The sequence below is a fragment of the Rhizobium sp. CCGE 510 genome, assembly GCF_000292525.1.
Lineage (GTDB): Bacteria > Pseudomonadota > Alphaproteobacteria > Rhizobiales > Rhizobiaceae > Rhizobium.
Genome location: NZ_AEYF01000045.1, coordinates 765,332 through 786,790, shown reverse-complemented (window position 1 = coordinate 786,790; position 21,459 = coordinate 765,332). Strand labels below are relative to the sequence as shown.

Annotated in this window: 21 protein-coding genes and 1 pseudogene; 14 read left to right on the top strand and 8 right to left on the bottom strand. The window is 61.8% G+C overall.

Annotated features, from left to right (window positions below; all coding sequences use genetic code 11):
* Positions 1-22 precede the first annotated feature (22 nt).
* The 3 genes from alr (at position 23) to RCCGE510_RS27675 (ending at position 3,545) form a co-directional block, all read left to right on the top strand.
* Positions 23-1,156, top strand: a complete 1,134-nt coding sequence (gene alr, locus RCCGE510_RS27685; protein ID WP_007635751.1) for an alanine racemase — start codon at positions 23-25, stop codon at positions 1,154-1,156.
* Positions 1,157-1,186: 30 nt separating this feature from the next.
* On the top strand, positions 1,187-2,443 hold the full coding sequence (locus tag RCCGE510_RS27680; protein WP_007635750.1) for a D-amino acid dehydrogenase: 1,257 nt from the start codon (positions 1,187-1,189) through the stop codon (positions 2,441-2,443).
* A gap of 82 nt (positions 2,444-2,525) precedes the next feature.
* Complete coding sequence (locus tag RCCGE510_RS27675; protein ID WP_037079842.1) at positions 2,526-3,545, top strand: AraC family transcriptional regulator; 1,020 nt, start codon at positions 2,526-2,528, stop codon at positions 3,543-3,545.
* Between the two features lie 20 nt (positions 3,546-3,565).
* Here RCCGE510_RS27675 and RCCGE510_RS27670 read toward each other — a convergent pair whose 3' ends face one another.
* The gene (locus RCCGE510_RS27670) at positions 3,566-4,897 is read right to left on the bottom strand and encodes an aspartate aminotransferase family protein (RefSeq protein WP_007635746.1); all 1,332 of its coding nucleotides are present in this window, start codon (positions 4,895-4,897) and stop codon (positions 3,566-3,568) included.
* 142 nt (positions 4,898-5,039) lie between these two features.
* On the opposite strand from RCCGE510_RS27670, the gene RCCGE510_RS27665 reads away from it, so the two are divergent.
* Positions 5,040-5,588 carry a cupin domain-containing protein gene (locus RCCGE510_RS27665; RefSeq protein WP_007635745.1) on the top strand — a complete coding sequence of 183 codons (549 nt, stop codon included), beginning with the start codon at positions 5,040-5,042 and terminating at the stop codon, positions 5,586-5,588.
* Positions 5,589-5,601: 13 nt separating this feature from the next.
* Here RCCGE510_RS27665 and RCCGE510_RS27660 read toward each other — a convergent pair whose 3' ends face one another.
* From RCCGE510_RS27660 to RCCGE510_RS27650, 3 genes are read right to left on the bottom strand one after another with little or no spacing between them, the layout of a single operon-like run.
* Positions 5,602-6,051 carry a DUF5086 family protein gene (locus RCCGE510_RS27660; RefSeq protein ID WP_007635742.1) on the bottom strand — a complete coding sequence of 150 codons (450 nt, stop codon included), beginning with the start codon at positions 6,049-6,051 and terminating at the stop codon, positions 5,602-5,604.
* Between the two features lie 5 nt (positions 6,052-6,056).
* Positions 6,057-6,842: a pyrroline-5-carboxylate reductase gene (locus tag RCCGE510_RS27655; protein WP_007635740.1), complete on the bottom strand. Its 786-nt coding sequence runs from the start codon at positions 6,840-6,842 to the stop codon at positions 6,057-6,059.
* 4 nt (positions 6,843-6,846) lie between these two features.
* Positions 6,847-7,566 (bottom strand): GntR family transcriptional regulator, encoded by a 720-nt coding sequence (locus RCCGE510_RS27650; RefSeq protein ID WP_007635738.1) that lies wholly within the window; start codon positions 7,564-7,566, stop codon positions 6,847-6,849.
* Positions 7,567-7,762: 196 nt separating this feature from the next.
* Here RCCGE510_RS27650 and RCCGE510_RS27645 point away from each other — a divergent pair, with 196 nt between their 5' ends.
* The 10 genes and pseudogenes from RCCGE510_RS27645 to RCCGE510_RS27600 all read left to right on the top strand — a co-directional run bounded on the left by RCCGE510_RS27645 (position 7,763) and on the right by RCCGE510_RS27600 (position 17,412).
* On the top strand, positions 7,763-8,596 hold the full coding sequence (locus tag RCCGE510_RS27645) for a transporter substrate-binding domain-containing protein (protein WP_007635736.1): 834 nt from the start codon (positions 7,763-7,765) through the stop codon (positions 8,594-8,596).
* 62 nt (positions 8,597-8,658) lie between these two features.
* Positions 8,659-9,441: an amino acid ABC transporter ATP-binding protein gene (locus RCCGE510_RS27640; protein ID WP_007635734.1), complete on the top strand. Its 783-nt coding sequence runs from the start codon at positions 8,659-8,661 to the stop codon at positions 9,439-9,441.
* Between the two features lie 10 nt (positions 9,442-9,451).
* Entirely contained in the window at positions 9,452-10,114 is a 663-nt protein-coding gene (locus RCCGE510_RS27635; RefSeq protein WP_007635732.1) for an amino acid ABC transporter permease, read from the top strand.
* Between the two features lie 9 nt (positions 10,115-10,123).
* Positions 10,124-10,792, top strand: coding sequence for an amino acid ABC transporter permease (locus tag RCCGE510_RS27630; RefSeq protein ID WP_007635730.1), 669 nt, complete (start codon positions 10,124-10,126; stop codon positions 10,790-10,792).
* Positions 10,793-10,823: 31 nt separating this feature from the next.
* On the top strand, positions 10,824-11,702 hold the full coding sequence (gene dapA, locus RCCGE510_RS27625) for a 4-hydroxy-tetrahydrodipicolinate synthase (RefSeq protein ID WP_007635728.1): 879 nt from the start codon (positions 10,824-10,826) through the stop codon (positions 11,700-11,702).
* A gap of 74 nt (positions 11,703-11,776) precedes the next feature.
* Positions 11,777-12,811 (top strand): proline racemase family protein, encoded by a 1,035-nt coding sequence (locus RCCGE510_RS27620; protein ID WP_007635727.1) that lies wholly within the window; start codon positions 11,777-11,779, stop codon positions 12,809-12,811.
* A 12-nt stretch (positions 12,812-12,823) separates the two neighbouring features.
* Positions 12,824-14,074 (top strand): FAD-binding oxidoreductase, encoded by a 1,251-nt coding sequence (locus RCCGE510_RS27615; RefSeq protein WP_007635726.1) that lies wholly within the window; start codon positions 12,824-12,826, stop codon positions 14,072-14,074.
* 34 nt (positions 14,075-14,108) lie between these two features.
* On the top strand, positions 14,109-15,599 hold the full coding sequence (locus tag RCCGE510_RS27610; protein WP_007635725.1) for an aldehyde dehydrogenase family protein: 1,491 nt from the start codon (positions 14,109-14,111) through the stop codon (positions 15,597-15,599).
* Positions 15,596-16,630: a proline racemase family protein gene (locus RCCGE510_RS27605; protein WP_007635724.1), complete on the top strand. Its 1,035-nt coding sequence runs from the start codon at positions 15,596-15,598 to the stop codon at positions 16,628-16,630. The genes RCCGE510_RS27610 and RCCGE510_RS27605 overlap by 4 nt, the downstream gene beginning before the upstream one ends.
* Before the next feature lie 9 nt (positions 16,631-16,639).
* Positions 16,640-17,412: pseudogene (locus RCCGE510_RS27600) on the top strand (SDR family NAD(P)-dependent oxidoreductase).
* Between the two features lie 93 nt (positions 17,413-17,505).
* Here the strand turns inward: RCCGE510_RS27600 and RCCGE510_RS27595 are convergent.
* The 4 genes from RCCGE510_RS27595 to RCCGE510_RS27580 all read right to left on the bottom strand — a co-directional run bounded on the left by RCCGE510_RS27595 (position 17,506) and on the right by RCCGE510_RS27580 (position 21,361).
* Complete coding sequence (locus RCCGE510_RS27595) at positions 17,506-18,507, bottom strand: Ldh family oxidoreductase (RefSeq protein ID WP_007635720.1); 1,002 nt, start codon at positions 18,505-18,507, stop codon at positions 17,506-17,508.
* 376 nt (positions 18,508-18,883) lie between these two features.
* Complete coding sequence (locus RCCGE510_RS27590; protein WP_037079839.1) at positions 18,884-19,468, bottom strand: TadE/TadG family type IV pilus assembly protein; 585 nt, start codon at positions 19,466-19,468, stop codon at positions 18,884-18,886.
* 1 nt (position 19,469) lies between these two features.
* Positions 19,470-20,000 (bottom strand): TadE/TadG family type IV pilus assembly protein, encoded by a 531-nt coding sequence (locus RCCGE510_RS27585; RefSeq protein WP_007635715.1) that lies wholly within the window; start codon positions 19,998-20,000, stop codon positions 19,470-19,472.
* Positions 19,997-21,361 carry a TadE/TadG family type IV pilus assembly protein gene (locus RCCGE510_RS27580; protein ID WP_037080017.1) on the bottom strand — a complete coding sequence of 455 codons (1,365 nt, stop codon included), beginning with the start codon at positions 21,359-21,361 and terminating at the stop codon, positions 19,997-19,999. Before RCCGE510_RS27580 ends, RCCGE510_RS27585 begins: the two co-directional genes overlap by 4 nt.
* Between the last annotated feature and the right edge of the window lie 98 nt (positions 21,362-21,459).

Sequence of the window (21,459 nt, the reverse complement as noted above, 5' to 3'; positions counted from 1 at the left end):
AGCCAATAGAGAAGGGCTCGAGATGGATAGCGATATTCTGGTTTCCCACACACGCACCGCTATGACCGCGCAGGGAGCCACGGGCTATCTGACGATCGATCTGGCTGCTCTCGGCCGCAATTATCAGACGCTCGCATCGATGCTGGCGCCGGTCCGCGCCGGCGCCGTCGTCAAGGCCGACGCCTATGGCCTCGGCGCCGAGCGGGTTGCGGCAACGCTCTACGGCGAAGGTTGCCGGCATTTTTTTGTCGCCCAGTTCGTCGAGGCTGTGAGGCTGCGGCCGGCTCTTGCGCGGGACGCCCAGATTTTCGTGCTGAACGGATTGCAGCCGGGCAACGAGATCGCCTGCGCTGAGATGGGCATCGTCCCGGTTCTCAATTCGCTGGCGCAGTGGCGGAAATGGTCGGAGACGGCACGTATTCTGAAGCGCTGCCTGCCTGCCGTCCTGCAATTCGACACCGGCATGTCGCGCCTCGGCTTTTCCCGGGAGGAACGCCCCTCACTCGCCGCAGCCCTTCGCAACGGCACCAATGTCGAGATCCTATTCATCATGAGCCATCTGGCCTCGGCCGACGACATTGAGAGCGAGCAGAACGGCGAGCAATTTGCCGAGATGTCCCGCATCGCCGATGAATTTCCCGGCTTCGACATATCCTTCGCCAATTCCGGCGGCGTCTTGCTCGGCGATGCTTATCACGGTGTGCTTGCCCGGCCCGGCATCGCGCTTTATGGCGGTGCGCCCAACACCGGCGAGAAGAACCCGATGGAGCCGGTCGTCAGCCTCGACGTCGCCGTCGTGCAGACGCGCGCGGTGCCGGCAGGCGCCAAGGTCGGCTATGGCGGCGCGCATGTCACGCGAGGGGAGATGCGTCTCGCCACCATTGCCGCGGGCTACGCCGACGGCCTGCCGCGCAGCCTCAGCGATCGCGGCGCCGTTTATTTCAACGGCACCCGCCTGCCGATCGTCGGCCGCGTCTCGATGGACAGTGTAACCGTCGACATCTCGGCGCTCCCCGAAGGTGTCCTGACACTGGGCAGTCTCGTCGAAGTGCTCGGCCCGAACCAGACGCTCGAAGACGTGGCGCGGGATGCCGGCACGATATCTTACGAAATCCTAACCGGTCTCGGCGATCGTTATCACAGGCAATATCGCTGAAAGCCCGTCGGCTCCATTATTGGGAAGATCATGAAAGTCATCGTTCTGGGGGCCGGCATTGTCGGCATCACATCCGCTTATCAGCTGGCTAAATCAGGCCACGAGGTCATCGTCGTCGATCGGCAGATAGGCCCGGCGCTGGAAACGAGTTTCGCCAATGCCGGCGAAGTGTCCTTCGGCTATTGCTCACCCTGGGCAGCGCCCGGCATTCCAGCGAAAGCGATGAAGTGGCTGTTCATGAAACATGCACCGCTCATCCTGCGCCCGAAACTCGACATGGCGATGCTCTCCTGGATGGCGAGGATGCTGTCGAACTGTACCTCCGAGCGCTACGCGATCAACAAGAGCCGCATGCTGCGGCTTGCCGACTACAGCCGTATCGCGCTTGCCGAGCTTCGCGCCGAGACCGGCATCGCCTATGACGAACGCATGCAGGGAACCCTGCAGCTGTTCCGCACGCAGCAGCAGCTCGACGCCTCGGCCAAGGACGTCAAGGCGCTGGCGGCAGACGGCATTCCCTATGAAGTGCTGGACCGGGACGGCTGCATCCGCGTCGAACCGGCATTGAAGCACGTGCGCGACAAGATCGTCGGCGGCCTGCTGACGCCGAAGGACGAAACCGGCGACTGCTTCAAATTCACCAATGCGCTGGCCGCCAAAGCCGAGGCACTCGGCGTCCGCTTTGCCTATGGCACGACGATCAAGGCGCTGGATGTCGAGGCTGGTCGCGTGCGCGGCGTCATCACCTATCGCGAGCGCGAACGGATGAGTGCCGATGCGGTGGTGGTTGCGCTCGGCAGCTATTCGCCGTTGCTGCTGAAGCCCTTCGGCATCAGCCTGCCGGTCTATCCGGTCAAGGGCTATTCACTCACCATCCCGATCACCGATGCGTCGCGCGCACCGGAATCGACCGTCATGGACGAAACTTACAAGATCGCAATCACCCGGCTCGGCGACCGTATCCGGGTCGGCGGCATGGCTGAAATCTCAGGTTATACCAACGATCTCGGGTTCGCGCGCCGCAGCACGCTGGAACATTCGGTCACCGATCTTTTCCCCGGCGGCGATGTGTCTAAGGCTTCCTTCTGGTCCGGCCTGCGCCCGATGACGCCGGATGGCACACCGGTCATCGGCGCGACGAAGATCGCCGGCCTCTTCCTCAATACCGGCCACGGCACGCTCGGCTGGACGATGAGCACCGGTTCGGCGCGGTTGATCAGCGACCTGGTCGGCGGCCGCACGCCGGAGATCGATGCGCGGGATCTCGCAATCAATCGCTACGGCTGAAACCGCATCCGACGCCGCTAAATGAAAAGAGTTGATTGCGCAAATCGCCTATCACCGATGGCCATTGTCTTCGAGGTTATGAATGTCCGGTCGTTCCCCTGTGCCCGCCAATGGCAGCTTCCCCCACGATCCGGCGAGGCAGAGCCCGTCGTTTTGGAAGACGGCCTTCAAGGGTACAGACCCTGACGCACTCTCGGAAATATTGTCGACGCCTAGCTCCCCGATCAAGGCTGCGGCGCAAGCCGGCGCGCCTATCGCCTACCGCTGCAATTTCGTCTCGACGGAGGAGCTGACCATAGCCGATTGTGCCTATGATGGCCTGATCTCGATCAGGCGGGAAGCGCCCAGCGGCAAGGTGATCATATTCCTGCCGATGGAGGGGAATGCCGTCTTCGATGTCGGGAAGGAGCAGATCCATTCGATTCCCGGTCGCGGCTCCATTCTCGGAGCGGGCCGCGCCTCGGGTTCCCGCCTGGTCGGCCCGCGCCGTCATCTCGGCCTGTTCGTCGATCAGGCGAGGATCAACAGACAGCTCACGCATATGTTCGAGCGGACGATTATCGGTGACACCGATTTCCATCCGATCATCGATCTGACGGCAGGTTCGGGGCTCGTCTTGCAGCAACTCGCCGTAAACCTCTATCGCGGGCTTAGCGGCGACGGGCCGCTGCAGCAGTCGCCGCTGGCTCTGAGCGCGCTCTGCGACGCGATGATGTACCTGCTTCTGGAGACCTGTCCCCATCGCTATTCGGAGGCGCTTGCGCTCCCTGCTCCGGCCCCGGCTCCTCGCCACGTGAAATCGGCAATCGACTTCATGCGGGAACATATGGCCGAGCCGATTTCGCTGAGCGACATTGCGACCGCAGCCAAGGTCAGCGTCCGCAGCTTGCAACAGGGTTTCCGGCAGTTCAGGAATACGACGCCGATGGCCTACCTGCATGAATTCCGGATGCTTGCCGCCCATCGCGATCTGCTTGAATCCGGCCCGGGACAGGCCGTCTCCGACATTGCGCTCAGATGGGGGTTTACCCATCTCGGTCGATTTTCAGCCGAGTACCGCAAGCGTTTCGGTCGACTGCCGTCACAGGTCCTGAAGCGCTGAATGCCATGCCGGACGCAGGTCTAAGCGGCGCGCTTCAGCGCGTCGGCGATCGTCGAAACGATCGTGTCGATCTGGGCCTTCTCGATGATGAGCGGCGGCGAGAGCGCGATGATGTCGCCGGTCACGCGGATCAGCAGGCCCTTGTTGAAGCAGTCGACGAAGACGTCATAGGCGCGGGTTCCCGCTGCCGCTCGGGGCGCCAGCTCTATCGCGCCGACCAGGCCGAGATTGCGGATGTCGACGACACCAGGCTGGCCCTTCAGAGAATGCAGAGCTCCCTGCCAGTAATCGGCAAGCTCGGATGCGCGGGTCAGCAGCCCTTCCTCCTCGTAGATCTCGAGGGTGGCGAGCCCGGCTGCGCAGGCGACCGGATGGCCGGAATAAGTATAGCCATGGAACAGTTCGATCGAATTTTCCGGGCCGACCATCAAGCCGTCATAGATCTTGCGGCTGGCAAAGACCGCGCCCATGGGGATTGCGCCGTTGGTCAGGCCCTTTGCCGTGGTGACGAGATCGGGCACGACGCCGAAATAATCCACCGCGAAAGGCGTGCCGAGACGGCCGAAGCCGGTGATGACCTCGTCGAAAATCAGCAGGATGCCGTGTTTGTCGGCGGTTGCACGCAGCTTTTCCAGATAACCCGTCGGCGGCAGGACCACGCCCGCCGATCCCGACATCGGTTCGACGATGACGGCGGCGATGGTCTCGGCGCCGTGCAATTGCACCAGGCGCTCGAGATCGTCGGCCAGTTCGACGCCGTGGGCGGGAAGGCCCTTCGAAAAGGCATTGCGCTCGACGTCGAGCGTATGGCGCATATGGTCGGCCGGTATTTGCGGGAAGACCCGGCGGTTGTTGACGAGGCCGCCGACGGAAATGCCGCCGAAGCCGACGCCGTGATATCCCTTCTCGCGCCCGATGATCCGCGTGCGCGTGCCCTGGCCGATCGCACGCTGGTAAGCGATGGCGATCTTCAGCGCCGTATCGACCGATTCCGAGCCCGAGCCGGTGAAAAACACCCTGTCGAGCTTGGCTTCCGGGCCGCCCGGCGCGTTCGCGGCTAGCTTCGCGGCGAAGTCGAAGGCGATCGGATGGCCCATCTGAAAGGTCGGAGCATAATCCAAGGTCGAAAGCTGCCGCTCGACCGCCTGGGCGATCCTCTTGCGGCCGTGGCCGGCATTGCAGCACCAGAGCCCGGCGGTGCCGTCAAGTACCCGGTTGCCATCGACATCGGTGTAATACATGCCCTCGGCGGCCGCCAGAAGGCGCGGCGTCGCCTTGAATTGCCGGTTCGCGGTGAACGGCATCCAGAAATTCTCGAGTACGGGCGCGTTCGTCTTGCTGATCTGATCCATGCTGGCCTCCTGTCATTGGCGCCGACAATGGCAATTTTTCCTTTTCAAACAAGTCCTTTTCTTTGATAGCGCAAGTTATTGAAATTCAACGGATGACTAGGTATGTTTTTCGATATTCTGGACAACCCAAACGGACCGTATCATGTCAGTCGACATTGGCAGCCGCCTTCGCCATCTCCGTATCGCCCACAAGCTTTCCCAGCGTGAACTCGCCAAGCGCACGGGCGTGCCCAATTCGACGATTTCGCTGATCGAATCGAACGCCTCCAACCCCTCGGTCGGCGCTTTGAAGCGGATTCTCGACGGCATCCCCATCGGGCTGGCGGAATTCTTCGCCTTCGAGCCCGACCGTCCGAGGAAGGCCTTCTATGCGGCCGAAGAGCTAGTGGAGATCGGCAAGGGCGCCATCTCCTACAAGCAGGTCGGGGAAAGCCTGTTCGGGCGCAGCCTGCAAATGCTCAAGGAATGTTATCAGCCGGGCGCCGATACCGGAAAGATTCCGCTTGTTCACGAGGGAGAGGAGGGCGGGATCGTGCTCTCCGGAAGGCTTGAGGTGACAGTCGATGACGAGCGGCGTATCCTCGGACCGGGGGATGCCTATTATTTCGAAAGCCGGCGACCGCACCGGTTCCGCTGCGTCGGGCCGGTGCCCTGCGAAGTCATCAGCGCCTGCACGCCGCCGACGTTCTGAAGCGCGTCACATCTTATTCTGAATCGGATTTGATGCATTCGAGAATTGCCGTACGGCAAACCACGGCCTCCCTTTGCGCCGGAGGTTGTTCGCGCCAGGCCCGGTAGGAGATCCGGAACTCGATGTCCTTGTAAAAATAGGTCTTTGCTTTCTGTTTGAGGCGGCTCCTGTCCAAAGCCTCCGCCGTCACGACGAGATGGGTGGCAAGACGTTGGAATTGCCATGGCGGCGTATGCCGCTCCTTCTCGATCACCTCGACATGGTAATAGGGATCGTGATCGGCGGGATCGGGAACCTTATAAATGGTGGCCCAACGCACGGTCCGTGGTGACAGGGAGAGAATGACGGTGGAAACGGCCGGTCGTTTTGCCGCCGCGGCATCTGCCGAGACGGTTCCGCCGAAAAGGACCGCGGTGGCCGGAAGGACGGCGCCGAGGCCTATTCGCAGCCATGTCGATGCCATGCGTTTCAGCTCCTGCGGCCCTCGATGCGGGCAAGCACGCCGTCGAGCGCGGCGGTAAGCGCGGCAAGGCCGCCCTGCTTGTCGAAGTCCGAAAGAACCTGCTCGTTCAACCCGCCTTTGGTGGCGAATTCGCGGCTCAGCGCGCTAAACGGCTCGTTACAGGGGCTGTTGGCTTTCTGCGCCAGGCTTGCGAAGAGCGGGGCAATGTAGGCTTGGCTCTTCGCCCTTTCGAGGCCGCTTTTCTCCAACCAGCCGGCAACTGATTCCATGACGCCGAAATAAGTCGACATGACAGCGCTTGCGGCTGCGAGAAGATCGTATTCCTTCCGCGACTGACACTGGACGGCGGTTCCGAGTGTGTCGAACAGCGCTGCGACGGCGGCATCCGGCGGGAAGATGGCGGTGACGCCTTGCCGCTGTGCGACGAAGGGCAATGGGATCGCCTGGACGAGGTGCACGTCGGCTCCGATCCAATCGAGAAGGGCCTGGCGCTCCGTCGCTGCAACGAGGCTGATGACCGCTTGGCCGTTTCTGAACGAAAGCGCGCGCACCACCTCCTCGGCGACCTGCGGCCGGATCGCCAGGAACACCATCTCGCTGCGATCGACGACAGTCTGGTTGTCCCCGGCTATCCTGACGGAGGCAAACTCTTCTGCCAATGTCGCGGCGATGTGGGCGCTTCGCGGGGAAACGTGGATCTCGGAGGCGTAGGCCGGTTCGGTCAGAAGTCCGCGGACCATCGCTTCGGTGATCGCGCCGGTGCCGACGAATCCGATGCTGTTGATTGTCATGCGATTACTCCGCGGCCCGCAACGGTCCCAGCGCGACATCCGTCGTGTAGTTCTCGCGCATGAAGTTGATGAAATTGTCCTGGAACTGACGCGTATGGGCGTGGGCGAGTTCGTCGGCGAGATCCACGTTCTTTTCCTTGATCGCATCGAGCATGAGCGTGTGCTCGTCGGTCAGGAGATAACCCTCATGTGTCCGCTCCAGATATTCGAAATGCAGGTGGAGCATGCGCTGGCCCTGCGACAGGAGCTTCTCGTAGAAAGAGGCGAGATACTGGTTTTTTCCGGCACGGGCGATCGCCATGTGGAATTCCTTGTTGGCCTCCGACATGGCCAGGTGATTGCCGGTTTTGACTGCCGCCTCGAAAGTTTTCAGCCGCTTGGCGATGGTCTTCAGGTCGGTTTCCGTCCTGAGTGCGGCGGCAAGCCGCGTATTCATGCGCTGCGCGATATCGAGCGCCTCGACATATTTGGGAAAGGTCGCCACTTCGATCGGCGCAACGATCGTGCTGCGGTTGGAAAGCGTCACCACCAGCTCGTCGGCGCCGAGCCTGATCAGGGCTTCGCGCACCGGCGAGCGCGACATGTCGAAGCGTTCGGCGAGCGTCATCTCGTCGAGAAGCTGACCGGGCGGCAGAGCGAGCGACAGGATCTCGTTGCGGAGCGTCTCGTAGACGCTCTTCCAGCCGGTCCCGCGGATACGTTTCACTTCCGATTCATCAGACACTTAAGTCCCTTTCTCCAGATGCGCTCGGCATTGGGCCAGAAAAACACTGTGTCGGCAACGTAATTTTTACGCTTGACTTTGTCGACACGCTGTTGACATATTCTCTTCAGTCGACACGTAGCCGACAATAAAAACAGAAACGGCTTGAGCCGACGAGTGGAACCGCGCGCTTCGCGCACAGCAAAGAGGAATGCCGATGCTTTCGAAGTTCATAACGTCCGCCATGCGGGCGCTGCCCGCGCTCGCCCTGATGGGAGGTCTTTCCGCAACCGCCGCACACGCCCAGACCAATGACGGATATTGGCAGGGCGTGCAGAAGTCCGGCACGTTGCGCTGCGGCGCGGCCGTCGCGCCGCCCTATGTCATGCGCGACCCGGCGACCGGAGAATACTCCGGCTTCTTTGCCGATCTCTGCAAGGAATTTGCCGACGTCCTCAAGGTTAAGCCTGAATTTGTCGACACAACCTGGGACAATATCGTCGCCGGCCTGCAGGCCGGAAAATGGGATCTGTCGCTGGCGCTCAACCGCACGCCGACGCGGGCCATGGCCGTGCAGTTCTCGATCCCGGCGATGGAGTACCAGATCTCGCTCGCCTATAACAAAAACAATCCGAAGATTGCGGCCGGCGCCGCTTCGGTGGCCGATATCGACAAGGCGGGCGTAACGCTCGCGGTCATGTCGGGCACGGCCCAGGACAAGGCGATTTCCGCAGCGGTGAAGAACGCCACGGTCATGCGTCTTCCCGGCAACGACGAGACGCGCCTTGCCGTGAGCTCTAAGCGCGCCGATATCCTGGTCGACGCCTCCGACACCAACCAGCTCTTCACGCAGTCGAACCCGGATTGGGCGGTTGCGCTCAACCCGACGCCGGCGCTGGCCAAACAGGGCGTCGCCTTCGGCCTGCCGCACCAGCTTTCGGCCGCCGATGTCGAAGTGATCAATATCTTCCTCGAAGAAAGGGTCGCCACCGGTCACATCGACGAGTTGATTCACAAGGCGGTCGACGACGTGCTCAAGGGCGCAAAGTAACCTCGCCGGGCCGGAGCGGGGATCGCGCCGGCCCTTCCAGCTTCGATCATCGGAGATTGGCCATGACCACGTCCTTCAGCCTTCCCCTCGTGAAAATGCAGGCGCTGCACAAAAGCTACGGAGACGGCGCAATCCAGGTGCTGAAGGGCATCGACATCGAAATGAAGCCCGGCGAACGCGTCGTCGTCATCGGTCCGAGCGGCGGTGGCAAGAGCACGCTGCTGAGGGTGATGATGGGGCTGGAGCAGATCGACAGCGGCTCGATTAGCTTCGATGGCAAGGCCTATATTTCTTCCGACGGCACTGCCAGGAAGACCCAGATCGACACGAATGTCCGCCGCTCGATCGGCATGGTCTTTCAGCACTACACGCTGTTTCCGCATCTGAGCGTCATTCAGAACCTGATCCTCGCTCCCCGCAAGGTGCGTGGAGAAAGCAAGGCAAAGGCCACGGCCCGCGCAAAGGCGCTGCTCGAGCGCTTCGGGCTCGGCGCCAAATCCAATGCCTATCCGGCCCAGCTTTCCGGCGGCCAGAAGCAGCGCGTCGCCATCGCCCGCGCGCTGATGCTTGACCCGAAGCTGATGCTGTTCGACGAGGTCACCTCGGCGCTCGACCCGGAGCTCGTCAGCGAAGTGGAGCAGGTCATCCTGCAACTCGCTGCCCAGAATATGCCGATGATGATCGTCACCCACGACATGTGGTTCGCCAAGAACATTGCCTCGCGCGTCATCTTTTGCGCCGGCGGCGTGGTCGTCGAGGACGGTCCGCCCGAGCAGGTGCTCGGTGCCCCGCGCGAGGAGCGCACCAAGGAATTCATCGACCGCGTCTTCCACATCAAGCAGTAGGGAGGCACACATGAACTATACGTTCGATTTCAATTCCGTCTCCATTGCTCCGCTTCTGCAGGGGCTGTGGGTTTCGCTGCAGCTGACGGCGGCTGCGAACCTCATCGGCATCGTCCTGGGCTTCGCATTGGCCTTGCTGATCATGAGCCCGATCAAGGTTGTGCGGCTGCCGTTCATGCTGTTCGTCGAATTCTTCCGCTGCACGCCGGCGATCGTGCAGATCGTCTGGATATTCTATTGCGTGCCGATGTTGTTCGACGTCTTCCTCGATCCGATGACGATGGGCATCATGGCGCTCGGGCTCAATCTGATGGCCTTCAATGCCGAGGCCTACCGGGCATCCATCCAGGCGGTGCCGCGCGAGCAGCTCGACGCCGGCATCGCGCTCGGGCTCAATCCGCTGCAACGAGTGCTCTACATCGTGTTTCCGACGGCGTTCCGCGCCTCGATTCCGGTACTTCTGACCAACGGTATCGTCATCTTCCAGCAGAGCGCGTTGGTCGCGATCGTGGCGATCCAGGACCTTATGTACCAGGGCAAGACGCTGGCGACGGAAACCTACCGTCCGATCGAGACCTTCACTGTCGTGGCTCTCATCTATTTCGCCGTGTCCTTCCCGATAACCCAGATCGTCGGCCTTCTCGAACGCCGCCGCCAGATCCTCGTCAACTAGGAGCCCAGCATGATGACGCTCGACTTCTCGATCCTGCTGCGCTTCGAGCACGCGCTGCTGCTCGGTCTGTGGATGACGATCAAACTGACGGTCATCTGCATCGTGCTCGGATGTTCTCTCGGCTTTCTCGTCGGCCTTGCCCGCACGTCGCGCAACCTCGTACTTCGCGGGGCCTCGAGCCTCTACGTCGAATTCTTCCGCGGCACGCCGGTCCTCATCCAGCTCTTCTGGATCTTCTTCTGCCTGCCGCTGATCCTTGGCGTCGAGCTCTCGAACCTGAAGTCCGGCGTCATTGCGCTCACGCTCTATATGGGAGCGATTGCCAGCGAAACCTTCCGGGCGAGCCTTAAGTCCATCGGCCGGGAACAGCTGGACGCCTGCGTGGCTCTCGGCTTGCCGCGCAGCGCCCAGGTGATGAACGTCGTGTTGCCGCAGGCCGTGCTGCGCGCCATCCCGACGCTGCTGTCGAACTGCATCAGCCTCTTCAAGGAGAGCGCGCTCGTCTCGGCGGTGGGGATGGCCGACCTGATGTTTGTCGGCCAGAACATTTCGAACAATACCGCCCGTCCCGTCGAAGTGCTGACAGTCGTCGCCCTGATCTACTTCGTCATCGCCTTTCCCCTCACACGGGCCGTCTCCCTCATCGAGGGGCGCATTCTCAAGAAGCTTGCAATCTGAAAACCGTCGTTCCCAAGACAGGAGAAATCCCATGAAACTTTCCGGCGTCATGCCCGCGCTCATCACCCCCTTCGACGCAAATAACAAGATCGACTTCAAGGCGTTCGAAAAGCTTCTGACCCATCTGCGTGAGGCAGGCGTCACCGGCTGGGTTCCAAACGGATCGACCGGCGAGTATTTCAGCCAATCCAGGGAAGAGCGCCGTGACGTGCTGCAGTTCGTCAAGGATTTTGCCAGGCCGGGCGAAATTCTGATCGCCGGCACCAACGCTCCCGCCACCCGCGAGGTCATCGAGCAGACGGCGTTGGCCAGGGATATCGGCTATGACACCGTCCTGCTGGCGCCGCCATTTTATACCCGTCCGACCCAAGCAGAGCTTACCAAGCACTACGAAGCCGTGCTCGGCGCCGTCGATGTGAGCCTTGTGCTCTATTCCTATCCGGCCAAGGATGGTTCGGACATCAGCTTTGAGCTGATGGATCATTTTGCCGACAATCCGCGGGTGATCGGGATCAAGGAAAGCTCGGGCGTATTGCAGCGGGCGATCGACATCGCCAGCCGCTATGAGGACAAGATCCAGCTCGTCAGCGGCTCCGACGATATCGCGCTCGACTTCATGTTCTGGGGCGCGGAAAGCTGGATCTGCGGCCCGTCCAACTGCATGGCCAAGGCCTGCTGCGATCTCGACCGAACCTACAAGTCGGGAGACCTGGGCAAGGCCCGCGAGATGATGAAGACGCTCTATCGGGCGATGAACATCCTCGAAAGCGGCAAATTCGTGCAGAAGATCAAGTATGGCTGCGAGCTTCAGGGCTTGCCCGTGGGTCAGTGCCGCGCGCCGCTCGGCGAGCTGACCTCGGAGGAGAAGGCCGAGTTCCGGGCTGCGATGCAGCCGATCCTCAATTGGTAGAATTTTTCATTGCAGACAGCGGGATCGCAAGGGCCGATCCCGCGTTCCCCACCAGGAATTGGCAGGCTGTAGCGATGCGATTCAAGAAGGTTCTGTCCGTCGTCGATTGTCATGCGGAAGGCGAGAGCGGCAAAGTGGTCGTCGGCGGTGTCGGCCAGGTGAAGGGCGAGACCATGTTCGACAAGCGGACCTATCTCGAAACCCACATGGACGATATCCGTAAGATGGTTCTCTTCGAACCGCGCGGCGCGGTGTGGCATAACGCCAATATCGTTCTGCCCTCCAATCATCCGGAAGCCGATTTCGGCTATGTCATCCTGGAGACGACGGAATATCCGGCCATGTCGGGTTCGAACACCATGTGCGTGGCGACGGTGCTGCTTGAAACCGGCATTCTTCCGATGCAGGAACCGGTAACGAATTTGACGCTGGAATCGCCTGCGGGTCTCATCCGGGTCCGCTGCGAATGTTCAGACGGAAAGGTCACGAGCGTCCGGCTCGTGAACCAGCCGGCTTTCTGCTACCACCTCGACAGCAACATCGAAGTCGAAGGTCTCGGAACCGTCCGGGTCGATATCGTCTATGGCGGAATGACCTATACGATGGTCGATGCCGCGGCTCTCGGCTTTTCGATCGATCCCTCGGAAGCCCGCGACCTTTGCGAGATCGGGCAGAAGCTCAAATTCGCCGCCGCCGAGCAGCTTGCGGTGGAGCATCCTGAAAATCCCGAAATCCCGGGCATTACCAACACCCAATTCATGGGACCGATTCGCCGTGAAAACGGCCAGCTGATCTCGAAGAACTGCGTGGTCGTCTCTCCTGGCCGCTGCGATCGTTCGCCCTGCGGTACCGGTTCGTCAGCCCGCCTTTCCCTGCTGCATGTCAAGGGTTTGATCGCGTCCGGGGAAACCCTCATCCATGAATCGATCACCGGAAGCCGCTTCACCTGCGCCATCGACGGGCTGGCCAAGGTTGGACGATATAATGCCGTTATCCCGGCAATCGCAGGCCAGGCGTGGATCACGGGCTTCTATCAGATGGGCATGGATCCGACCGATCCTTATCAGCAGGGGTTCACCGTGGCTGACACCTGGATGACGACGGTGTGAGAGAGAATGGATATGAGCGTAAATAAAGCCCCTTTGGTCGTCGTGGGCGCCGGCATCATCGGCGTCGTCATTGCCTATGAACTCCAGCGCCGCGGGCAGGCCGTCCTGCTGGTTGACAAGGCCGCCCCCGGCATGGGCGCCTCCTACGGCAATATGGCGAGCATCGCCGTCACCGAATTCATGCCGGCCTCACGCCCAGGCATCTGGGCGCAGATGCCGAAATGGCTGCTCGACCCGGAAGGGCCGGTCCGCATCCGGCCGGGCTATCTGCCGAAACTGGCACCGTGGTTCCTGAGGTTCCTCGCCGCCAGCCGCCCCTCAAAATTGAGGGAATTGGAAGCGGCCGGCGCCGCGCTCTGCGGCCGTGTCTATGAAGATCTGGACGTCCTGCTCAAAGAGACCGGCCTGACCCACATGCTGACGGCCGATGGGTGCCTCAGCCTCTATACCGACGAGGCCGAATTCAGGGTGGATCGGGAGCATATTGACATCCTGGAGCGCTTCGGATTCCGGCACGAAATCCTCGGCGGCAACGCCATCCGCGATCTCGAGCCGGCCTTGACGACGAAGGTCGGCAAGGCGGTGCTCTTTCCCGACAACCGCTCTATCACCGATCCGTACAAGCTCGTCACGGCCCTTACCGAAAAGTTCCAGGCGTTCGGCGGCAGCATCGTTGAAGGCGATGTCGTCGGTTTCGAGCAAAACGAGGCCGGGGTCTCGGCCCTCCGCCTGGCGGATGGGCGCAGCGTCGCGGCCGATAAGGTGGTGCTTGCTGCCGGGGCCTTCACCGCCCGGGTTTCCGCTCTGTTGCGTGAACATATTCCGCTCGAAACCGAGCGCGGCTACCACACGCAGATCATGGAGCCCGGCATTTCGATGCGCCACTCGATCATTTGGCCGGCACGCGCTTTCATGGTGACGCCGACGGCGGGGGGCATCCGCGTCGGCGGCACGGTCGAGATGGCCGGCCTCGACGCGCCGCCGGATTATCGGCGGGCAAAGATCCTGGTGAAGCGTGCACGAGAAGCGTTGCCGGAGCTGAAGGCCGAAGGGGTGACGGAATGGATGGGGCACCGCCCGGCACTGCCCGACACCGTTCCGGTCATGGGTCCATCGGCCAAGCGCCGCAACGTCTGGTACGCGACGGGCCATGGACATCTCGGTCTGACCTATGCCGCCACGACAGGCCGCTTGATGGCCGACCTCGTTATGGGCGTCCAGCCGCCCGTGGACATGAAACCTTATCGCGTCGACCGCTTCTAAGAGCGGCGCCGGCGCAAGGAGAAAGGGAGTGAACATGCGAAGCGAACTCTATATCGACGGACAGTGGGTGAAGCCGGTCAAGGGCGGCACCTGCGCGGTGACGAACCCGGCAACGGAGGAGGTGATCCAAACGATCGGAGCCGCAACGGCTGAGGACGTCGATCTTGCCGTCAAGGCAGCGCGGCGCGCCTTCGACAAGGACGGCTGGCCGAAGCTGACGGGCGCCCAGCGCGCCTGCTATCTCCGCGCCATCGCCGACGGTATCCGTGCCCGCCAGGCCGAGATCGCCCGGCTGGAAGTTCTCGATAACGGCAAGCCGTTCCCCGAGGCCGACTGGGACGTCGCCGACGCGGCGGGCTGCTTCGACTTTTATGCGGGCCTCGCCGAACAGCTCGATAACAATCCCGAGGAGGCGATCGCGCTTCCCGACGCACGTTTCACCTCCAAAGCGGTGCGCGAGCCGCTCGGTGTGGCCGGCGCAATCATTCCCTGGAACTATCCGCTGCTGATGGCGGCATGGAAGGTCGCCCCAGCGCTGGCCGCCGGCTGCACCGTGGTGCTGAAGCCCGCCGAGCTGACATCGTTGACGGCGCTTGAACTGGCTGATGTCGCCGACGAAGCCGGGCTGCCGCCCGGCGTGCTCAACATCGTAACGGGGGTAGGGTCTGTCGCCGGGCAGGCGATCATAGACCACAGCCAGGTCGATAAACTCGCCTTTACCGGCTCCGGGCCGGTCGGCTCGAAAATCATGGCCGCGGCCGCCCGCGACATCAAGCGCGTCAGCCTTGAACTCGGCGGCAAGTCGCCCTTCGTTGTCTTCGAGGACGCCGATATCGACAAAGCCGTCGAATGGATCATGTTCGGCATCTTCTGGAACCAGGGCCAGGTCTGCTCCGCGACATCGCGCGTCCTCGTGCAGGACACCATCTACGAACGGTTGCTTGCGCGTCTCATCGAGGAAACGAACAAGATGAAGATCGGCAACGGTCTGGACGAGGGCGTCCTCCTGGGGCCGCTGGTGTCCAAGCGCCAGCATGAGCAGGTGGTTGCGGCGATCGACGCGGCCCGGCAGGCGGGCGCAACGGTTGCCTGCGGCGGCGCCCGTCCTGAAGGATTCGACACGGGCTACTATCTCCAGCCGACCGTTCTGACGGATGTCCCGCTCGACAGCGCCGCCTGGGTGGAGGAAATCTTCGGACCGGTCGTCTGCATCCGGCCGTTCAAGACCGAGGAGGAGGCGGTCGACCTCGCCAATGATTCCCGCTTCGGCCTTGCCGCCGCCGTCATGTCGAAGGACGATGCCAGAGCCGAGCGCGTCGCGGCCGCTTTCCGTGCCGGCATCGTCTGGATCAACTGCTCGCAGCCGACTTTCACCGAAGCGCCTTGGGGCGGCTACAAGGAATCCGGCATCGGCCGCGAGCTCGGCCGCTGGGGCCTCGACAATTATCTCGAAACCAAGCAGATCACCCGCTTCGTCGGCGAGGATCCCTGGGGCTGGTACATCAAGCCGGAGGCGGCCGAATGAACTGGGACCGCAGCCTTGATCTCCTCCAGGTCCACTGCCAGGGCGAGATCGGCAAGGTCCTCATGGCGGGGGCGCCCAAGATACCGGGCGCGACCATGCTCGACAAGATGAACCACATCAACACCGTCGACGACAGCCTGCGCCGCTTCGTTACCTTCGAGCCGCGCGCCAATGTCGCCATGTCGGTGAACCTGCTGGTCGAACCGACCCGCGCCGACGCGGATGCCGGTTTCATCGTACTGCAGGCCGACCGCGCCCACCCGATGTCCGGCAGCAACTGCATCTGTGTGGTCACCGCACTGCTCGAAAGCGGACGGGTGCCGATGTCGGAGCCTGAGACGATCGTCCGCCTGGACACGCCGGCTGGTCTGATCGTCGCGCGTGCCGCCTGTCGTGACAACAGGTGCCTGTCCGTCAGCCTCGACAACGTGCCAAGCTTTGCGGAAGCGCTGGACCGGGAGGTGGAGACCCCGAAATGGGGGCGCATCAGGATCGACGTCGCCTTCGGCGGCGTCTACTATGCGCTTGTCGATGTCGACCAGCTCGGCCTCGACATCGCGCCTGCCAATGCCCGGCTGCTGGCGGAAGCCGGCATCGAGCTCAAATCGCTTCTGGCTGGCCAGGTCTCGGTCGCCCACCCGATTCTCGCCGGCGTCGACGAGATCGCCTATGTGATGTTCCGCGGGCGCGAGGCTGACGGTGCGGTCAGGACCTGCACGACGTTGCAGCCGGGCCGTGTCGACCGTTCGCCCTGCGGCACCGGCAGCTCGGCCAACCTCGCAACACTCTACGCCCGCGGCGAGATCGCCGTCGGAGATTGCAGAACGTCCCGGTCGATCATCGGCGGCGAGTTTCTCGCAGAAGCGATCGGCGAGACCGAGGTGGGCGGCCGCCGCGCCGTGCTGCCGAGAATAACCGGCCGCGCCTATGTCTATGGCCGCGAGCAGCTGCGCATGTCCGAGGACGACCCCTTCGCCACGGGCTTTGCGCTCTCTGACACATGGGGGCCGCAGGTCGGCCTGCTCGGCTAGGAGCTTGCAATGTCTCATCTTCAACCTCTGACCGGCCAGACTGTCCTCGTCACCGGGGCATCCGGCGGAATCGGCGCAGCCATCGTCGAGCGCCTTTCGGCCGAAGGCGCGCGGCCGGTCATCCACTACGGCCGCGACAGGCAACGGGCGGAAGCCCTGCTTCATCAACTCGGCGGAAACGGCCTGATCGTCCAGGCCGACCTCTCCAGCCCGGCGATATTTCGCGGAAATCGGAATGCGTCGACCTCATCGAGAAGACCTTTGCGATCAAGGGACGGCTCGATGTGCTGGTCAACAATGCCGGCATCAACCGGCGCGGAAATCTCTTGTCGCTATCGGACGAGGATTGGAGCGTGAGCTTCGCCGTCAATGTGGATTCTATGTTCCATCTCTGCCGCGCGGCGCTGCCGCATATGATCGCCGGCGGCGGCGCGATCGTCAACACGGCCTCGCAATGGGGGCTCTACCCCGCGCCGAACCACATCGCCTATAACACGACGAAAGCGGCGGTCGCCGCCTTCACCCAGAATTTTGCCCGCGACTATGCGCCCTACAAGGTTCGGGTCAATGCGGTCTGCCCCGGCGAAATCCACACGCCGATGCTGGAAGCGGGCGTTACCCGTTCCGGCCGGACGATCGCCGATCTCGACACACTCGTTCCCTTCGGCCGCATCGGCAGGCCGGAAGAGGTGGCAGCGCTCGTTGCCTTCCTGGCATCGGATGAAGCGGCCTTCATGTGCGGCTCGCTGGTGGAAATCACCGGAGCGCAAGCCGTGGCGTGAAAGCGCCAATCGGCTTTGCATCCGGATCGTTCCTCGAACATCTGCCCGCAAAAAAGCCCCGCTGTGCCGTGGTCCACGATCGGCGGGGACCCGTCAGGCTCCCGCAATCTTCACGATGGCCTCGAATACCGCACGCGGCATTTTCAGCCCTTCCGACCCTGGCCTGGGATAGTCGATGCCGCTGACACCAGGCATGAACACGCCGTGCTCTTGGAGGCGGGCTGTCTGCCGACGTGCGCGTTCGACAAGGCCATCATCAGTGCGCCCGGGCATCATCGCCACGACCGTCAAGCCCACTGCGGGGCTGGCGCTCCCCTCTCTGAAAGACGGCGTGTCCAATGACCAGGGGCCACCGGATAGACCGGCCGACAGCATTTCCACTATCAGCGCCACATTGGCGCCCTTGCGCCCGCCGAAGGGAAGCAGGGCTCCGCCGAGCGCTTTTGCGGCATCCGAGGTGCTCATTCCCGCTTCGTCGACGGCCCATCCCTCCGGGATGCTGCGCCCCTCGGCTGCTGCTGCGACGATATTGACATAGGCGGTGGCGCTGGAGGCCTGATCGATGATGAGAGGCAGCGACCCTTCTCCAAGCGGAAAGCCGAAGGCCAGCGGGTTGGTGCTGTAGACAGCCGGGCCGCCTGGTTTGGCGACCACCATGGCATTGGCGTTGGTTGCGGCGATGCCGACAATCCCTTCGTCGGCAAGCCTGCGAACATAATAGCCGAGTTCTCCTGCCGTATAGCTGTTCGTCTGTGTGAAGATCGCGAGCCCGAAATTGCGCACCGCTGCTGTGAGATCGTCGAACGCTAGATCGAAACCGAGCTGGGCGATGCCCTGATCGGCATCGGCGACGAAGAAGGCGGGATAGGGACGCTCGCAGGTCGGCGCAGGATCGCCGTTGATGCGGCCCTCGCGAAAGCTGTCGAGGTAATCCACCATGTGCGGAAATCCGAGTGTCGAAGGTCCATAGAGTGCGGCGGACAAGGTGGCGTTCACAAGAGAGCGGGCAGTGGCTTCCCTGGCGCCTGCTGCCAGACAGGCCCGCATCGCTAAAGCCTCGGCTTCCGCCTGCTGCACTACGACCTCATCCGACATCCCAAATCTCCGATCTTTCAGGGCATCCGGTACGATCGGCGCCGTGGCTCGACCGTCCTAGCAAAAGCAGGGGACCGCCAACAGAAAAATGTACAATAGCGTCAGAAAGGAAGACGAGCGCGTGATTTAACCATCGGATTGAGAGACTGCCGGGCTCGCTCACCATCCGGCGGGGCCAGACACAGATCCAGGGGTGGACCCTGGTCAAGGAGGCCATTGCCACGCATTTGCAGCGGCTGCCGGGACCATGCGGCCATTGCCGATCTCGGGATGCCCCGACGACATATGCGAACGCAGCGTGGTCGGCAGAACGAGGGGGCGCCGCGGCCGGCCGCCGCCCGTTACGCTTCTGCACCATGCCGTCGTGACTTACGGTCTATTTATAGGTGATCGTATCGCTGGTCCGCGGTCGATTGAAGAAATGCTGATCGAAGCTGTAGCCGGTCTGTCCGGTAAAGCTTGAAAAGAACGCCGAGACGGGTGTCGTCAATTTGTATTGCACCCGCGTCAGTACGACCTGAACGCCTTGATCCTGGATTTGCGACGGGATTTCGATCACGCTCGCGGTGCCGGATTTGAGCGCGGTGGTGTTGAATGCGGCAGACCAGTTGACCGTGGCGTTGCCGGTCTTGCCGATATCGTTGACGGTGACCGTTATCGTCAGACCCGTCGTGTCATAGGGCTGCAGGATGAAGCTCGCGCCGGAAAGAAGCTTGGTGACGTCAGACGTCGACCAGGTGTTCTGCTGCGAGATCATGTCGCCCGTTGTGGAGGCGATTTCGTCTATCTTGCGGCTGACCGTGAGCGCATGGCCTAGGTCGACAGTGCCGAACAGCAACATCACGAGGAGCGGCAGCACGAGCGCGAATTCGACCCCCGAGGCGGCTGTCCGGTCGCGCGTAAGACGGAGGATGCGGGATGCCACGCATCGGAAGAGGGACGGGTTCCGCTTTATCATCATCTCAGAAAGGCTCGTTACGAAACAGCACGGAAGATCCGATGAGATAGCGGCCGTCGGAAAGCTTGGCGCTCGAAAGACTGAGGAAGTTGACGACGGCCGTCCAGGGCAGAAAGGTCTGGACCAGGATGTAGTCGCTGCCCTGACCGATATTGTAGGTCTCGGTGACGGCGAGTTTACCGCTGGTGTCGATTGGATTGCCACTGGCCGCGGACGACAGGTTGGAAAGCACGCTCACCTTGACCAGGAGATCGCTGGAGCAGTTGAACGAGAGGAGCATGTCATTGCAAATTCTGGCTTTGAGATCAGCCAATGTGATCTTCGAAGACGCAACCTCGCCGGTGCGGATCATCCGGGACATCTTGTGCACCGAAGCATCAAGCGCGGCGTTGACGAAGAACATCAGTGACACTTCGATAATGCCGAATATGATGATGAAGAGCGGCAGGGCCAGGATCGCAAATTCGATTGCGGCGACGCCATCGCGATCCCCCATGAGGCGGCGCAACGGGACAAACGATTTCCTTCGCCTCATTGGGTCAGCCGAACGGAAGAGAGATATTGTGTGAAGAGTGCCGACAGGCCCGCGGTGATTTCTGTGGACGACGCTGCTGAAATGAACAGGCTCTTGGAAGATGCGCAGTCCGAGAGCGCATAGGGAATGTAGTCGCGTCTCGTGATGCTGGTCGACACGCCGCTCTGCATGGTGCCACCCCAGGTGTTTTTCCAGTTGGCGCTTGCCATGGTCGAGCCGACGGTCGCTTTGTACCCCCAGTCCGAGGTGAGCGGCAGGTATTCGGTGTAAAGCACCGCCATCGTGTCGGATTGATCTTTCAGATAGGCACACCAGGCTGGATTGAGCGGCGCGACCTTATTCCAATATGCCCCAGATGTGGCGTTTCCGTTTTTGTCCCAAGTCACCTTGTCGGTAACCCATTCGCGCTGCGACTGGACGCCATCCGTCAACAGCAGAACGAGCTTGAGCGGCGTGCCTGAGGTGGTTCCGTCCCCTCCGGTGCCGACCTTCTGCTTCAGCGTCGCCAGCGACACGTCGAAATAGGTGGCCGCTTTCGAGGTTGCGCTGGTGAGGCCGTAGCTCGAGTCTGCGAGGCGGCTGCGCGCCGTGTCGGTGCTCAGCGTCGGGCTTAGAACTTCCGTCAGCGTATCGCCGAGGCTGTATAATCCGACCTTGATCCGTTGATGATTGCTATCGGCCGTGTCGACCAAAGCAAGCACGTCCTTGACGGCGTCACCGGCGACATCGGCACGCAGCTTTATGCCCTTCGCCGTACTGTATTCATAGTTGTTGGCGTATGTCTTGTTGCTGACAGTGTGGGAATCTCCCGTGTGGCAGGCGAACTGGCAACCGATCCCGGAATACATGGTGGCCTGACCTGCAGTCGTTGCCGCCAGAAGCATCGAAGGCGACGTGTCGATGACGATATAGACGTTAAGGTAGGAGGTGGCCGGCCCCTTGACGGCGCTGCCGACGCTGATGGGAACGGTATTGATATTGGCAATCTTCATCAACGTCGTCGGAACGGTGCCGCTTGCCGTCGCGGTTATCTTATGGTTGCTGGTATCGATATTGATGTCACCAAGCGTATAGCTGCTTTCCACCTGCGCGCCGAACCAGTCGGACACTTTCTGTTTGAGGGCGGTGCTGTCGTCGGTGTCGATTTCTTTGACAGCGGCAATCAGGGCAGTGTCAAGATCGCTCTGCATCCTCTGTCGGATGTTGTAGGTGCGAATGTAGTCGAAGCTCGCGCCGACCGCGATGATCATCGGGACCAAGGTGAGGGCGACGACGATCGCGACGTTGCCGCCTCTGTCTCTTCCGAGGCCGCGAAGGGTACGGAAACATCGACCCAATGAAAATGAAAGAACTGACCTCAAAAAAACCACCGTCGCACAGCATGAAAAAATACTAATGCAAGATGTATCCAGGAAGCTTAAGTCTTTGTTAAATCTTGCAAGTTCTGACCGGAAACGAG

Excerpts from the sequence above, each read along its gene's own strand:
- alr (WP_007635751.1), top strand. The coding sequence starts at position 23 with ATGGATAGCGATATTCTGGTTTCCCACACACGCACCGCTATGACCGCG.
- RCCGE510_RS27680 (WP_007635750.1), top strand. The coding sequence starts at position 1,187 with ATGAAAGTCATCGTTCTGGGGGCCGGCATTGTCGGCATCACATCCGCT.
- RCCGE510_RS27675 (WP_037079842.1), top strand. The coding sequence starts at position 2,526 with ATGTCCGGTCGTTCCCCTGTGCCCGCCAATGGCAGCTTCCCCCACGAT.
- RCCGE510_RS27670 (WP_007635746.1), bottom strand. The coding sequence starts at position 4,897 with ATGGATCAGATCAGCAAGACGAACGCGCCCGTACTCGAGAATTTCTGG.
- RCCGE510_RS27665 (WP_007635745.1), top strand. The coding sequence starts at position 5,040 with ATGTCAGTCGACATTGGCAGCCGCCTTCGCCATCTCCGTATCGCCCAC.
- RCCGE510_RS27660 (WP_007635742.1), bottom strand. The coding sequence starts at position 6,051 with ATGGCATCGACATGGCTGCGAATAGGCCTCGGCGCCGTCCTTCCGGCC.
- RCCGE510_RS27655 (WP_007635740.1), bottom strand. The coding sequence starts at position 6,842 with ATGACAATCAACAGCATCGGATTCGTCGGCACCGGCGCGATCACCGAA.
- RCCGE510_RS27645 (WP_007635736.1), top strand. The coding sequence starts at position 7,763 with ATGCTTTCGAAGTTCATAACGTCCGCCATGCGGGCGCTGCCCGCGCTC.
- RCCGE510_RS27640 (WP_007635734.1), top strand. The coding sequence starts at position 8,659 with ATGACCACGTCCTTCAGCCTTCCCCTCGTGAAAATGCAGGCGCTGCAC.
- RCCGE510_RS27635 (WP_007635732.1), top strand. The coding sequence starts at position 9,452 with ATGAACTATACGTTCGATTTCAATTCCGTCTCCATTGCTCCGCTTCTG.
- RCCGE510_RS27630 (WP_007635730.1), top strand. The coding sequence starts at position 10,124 with ATGATGACGCTCGACTTCTCGATCCTGCTGCGCTTCGAGCACGCGCTG.
- dapA (WP_007635728.1), top strand. The coding sequence starts at position 10,824 with ATGAAACTTTCCGGCGTCATGCCCGCGCTCATCACCCCCTTCGACGCA.
- RCCGE510_RS27620 (WP_007635727.1), top strand. The coding sequence starts at position 11,777 with ATGCGATTCAAGAAGGTTCTGTCCGTCGTCGATTGTCATGCGGAAGGC.
- RCCGE510_RS27615 (WP_007635726.1), top strand. The coding sequence starts at position 12,824 with ATGAGCGTAAATAAAGCCCCTTTGGTCGTCGTGGGCGCCGGCATCATC.
- RCCGE510_RS27610 (WP_007635725.1), top strand. The coding sequence starts at position 14,109 with ATGCGAAGCGAACTCTATATCGACGGACAGTGGGTGAAGCCGGTCAAG.
- RCCGE510_RS27605 (WP_007635724.1), top strand. The coding sequence starts at position 15,596 with ATGAACTGGGACCGCAGCCTTGATCTCCTCCAGGTCCACTGCCAGGGC.
- RCCGE510_RS27595 (WP_007635720.1), bottom strand. The coding sequence starts at position 18,507 with ATGTCGGATGAGGTCGTAGTGCAGCAGGCGGAAGCCGAGGCTTTAGCG.
- RCCGE510_RS27590 (WP_037079839.1), bottom strand. The coding sequence starts at position 19,468 with ATGATGATAAAGCGGAACCCGTCCCTCTTCCGATGCGTGGCATCCCGC.
- RCCGE510_RS27585 (WP_007635715.1), bottom strand. The coding sequence starts at position 20,000 with ATGAGGCGAAGGAAATCGTTTGTCCCGTTGCGCCGCCTCATGGGGGAT.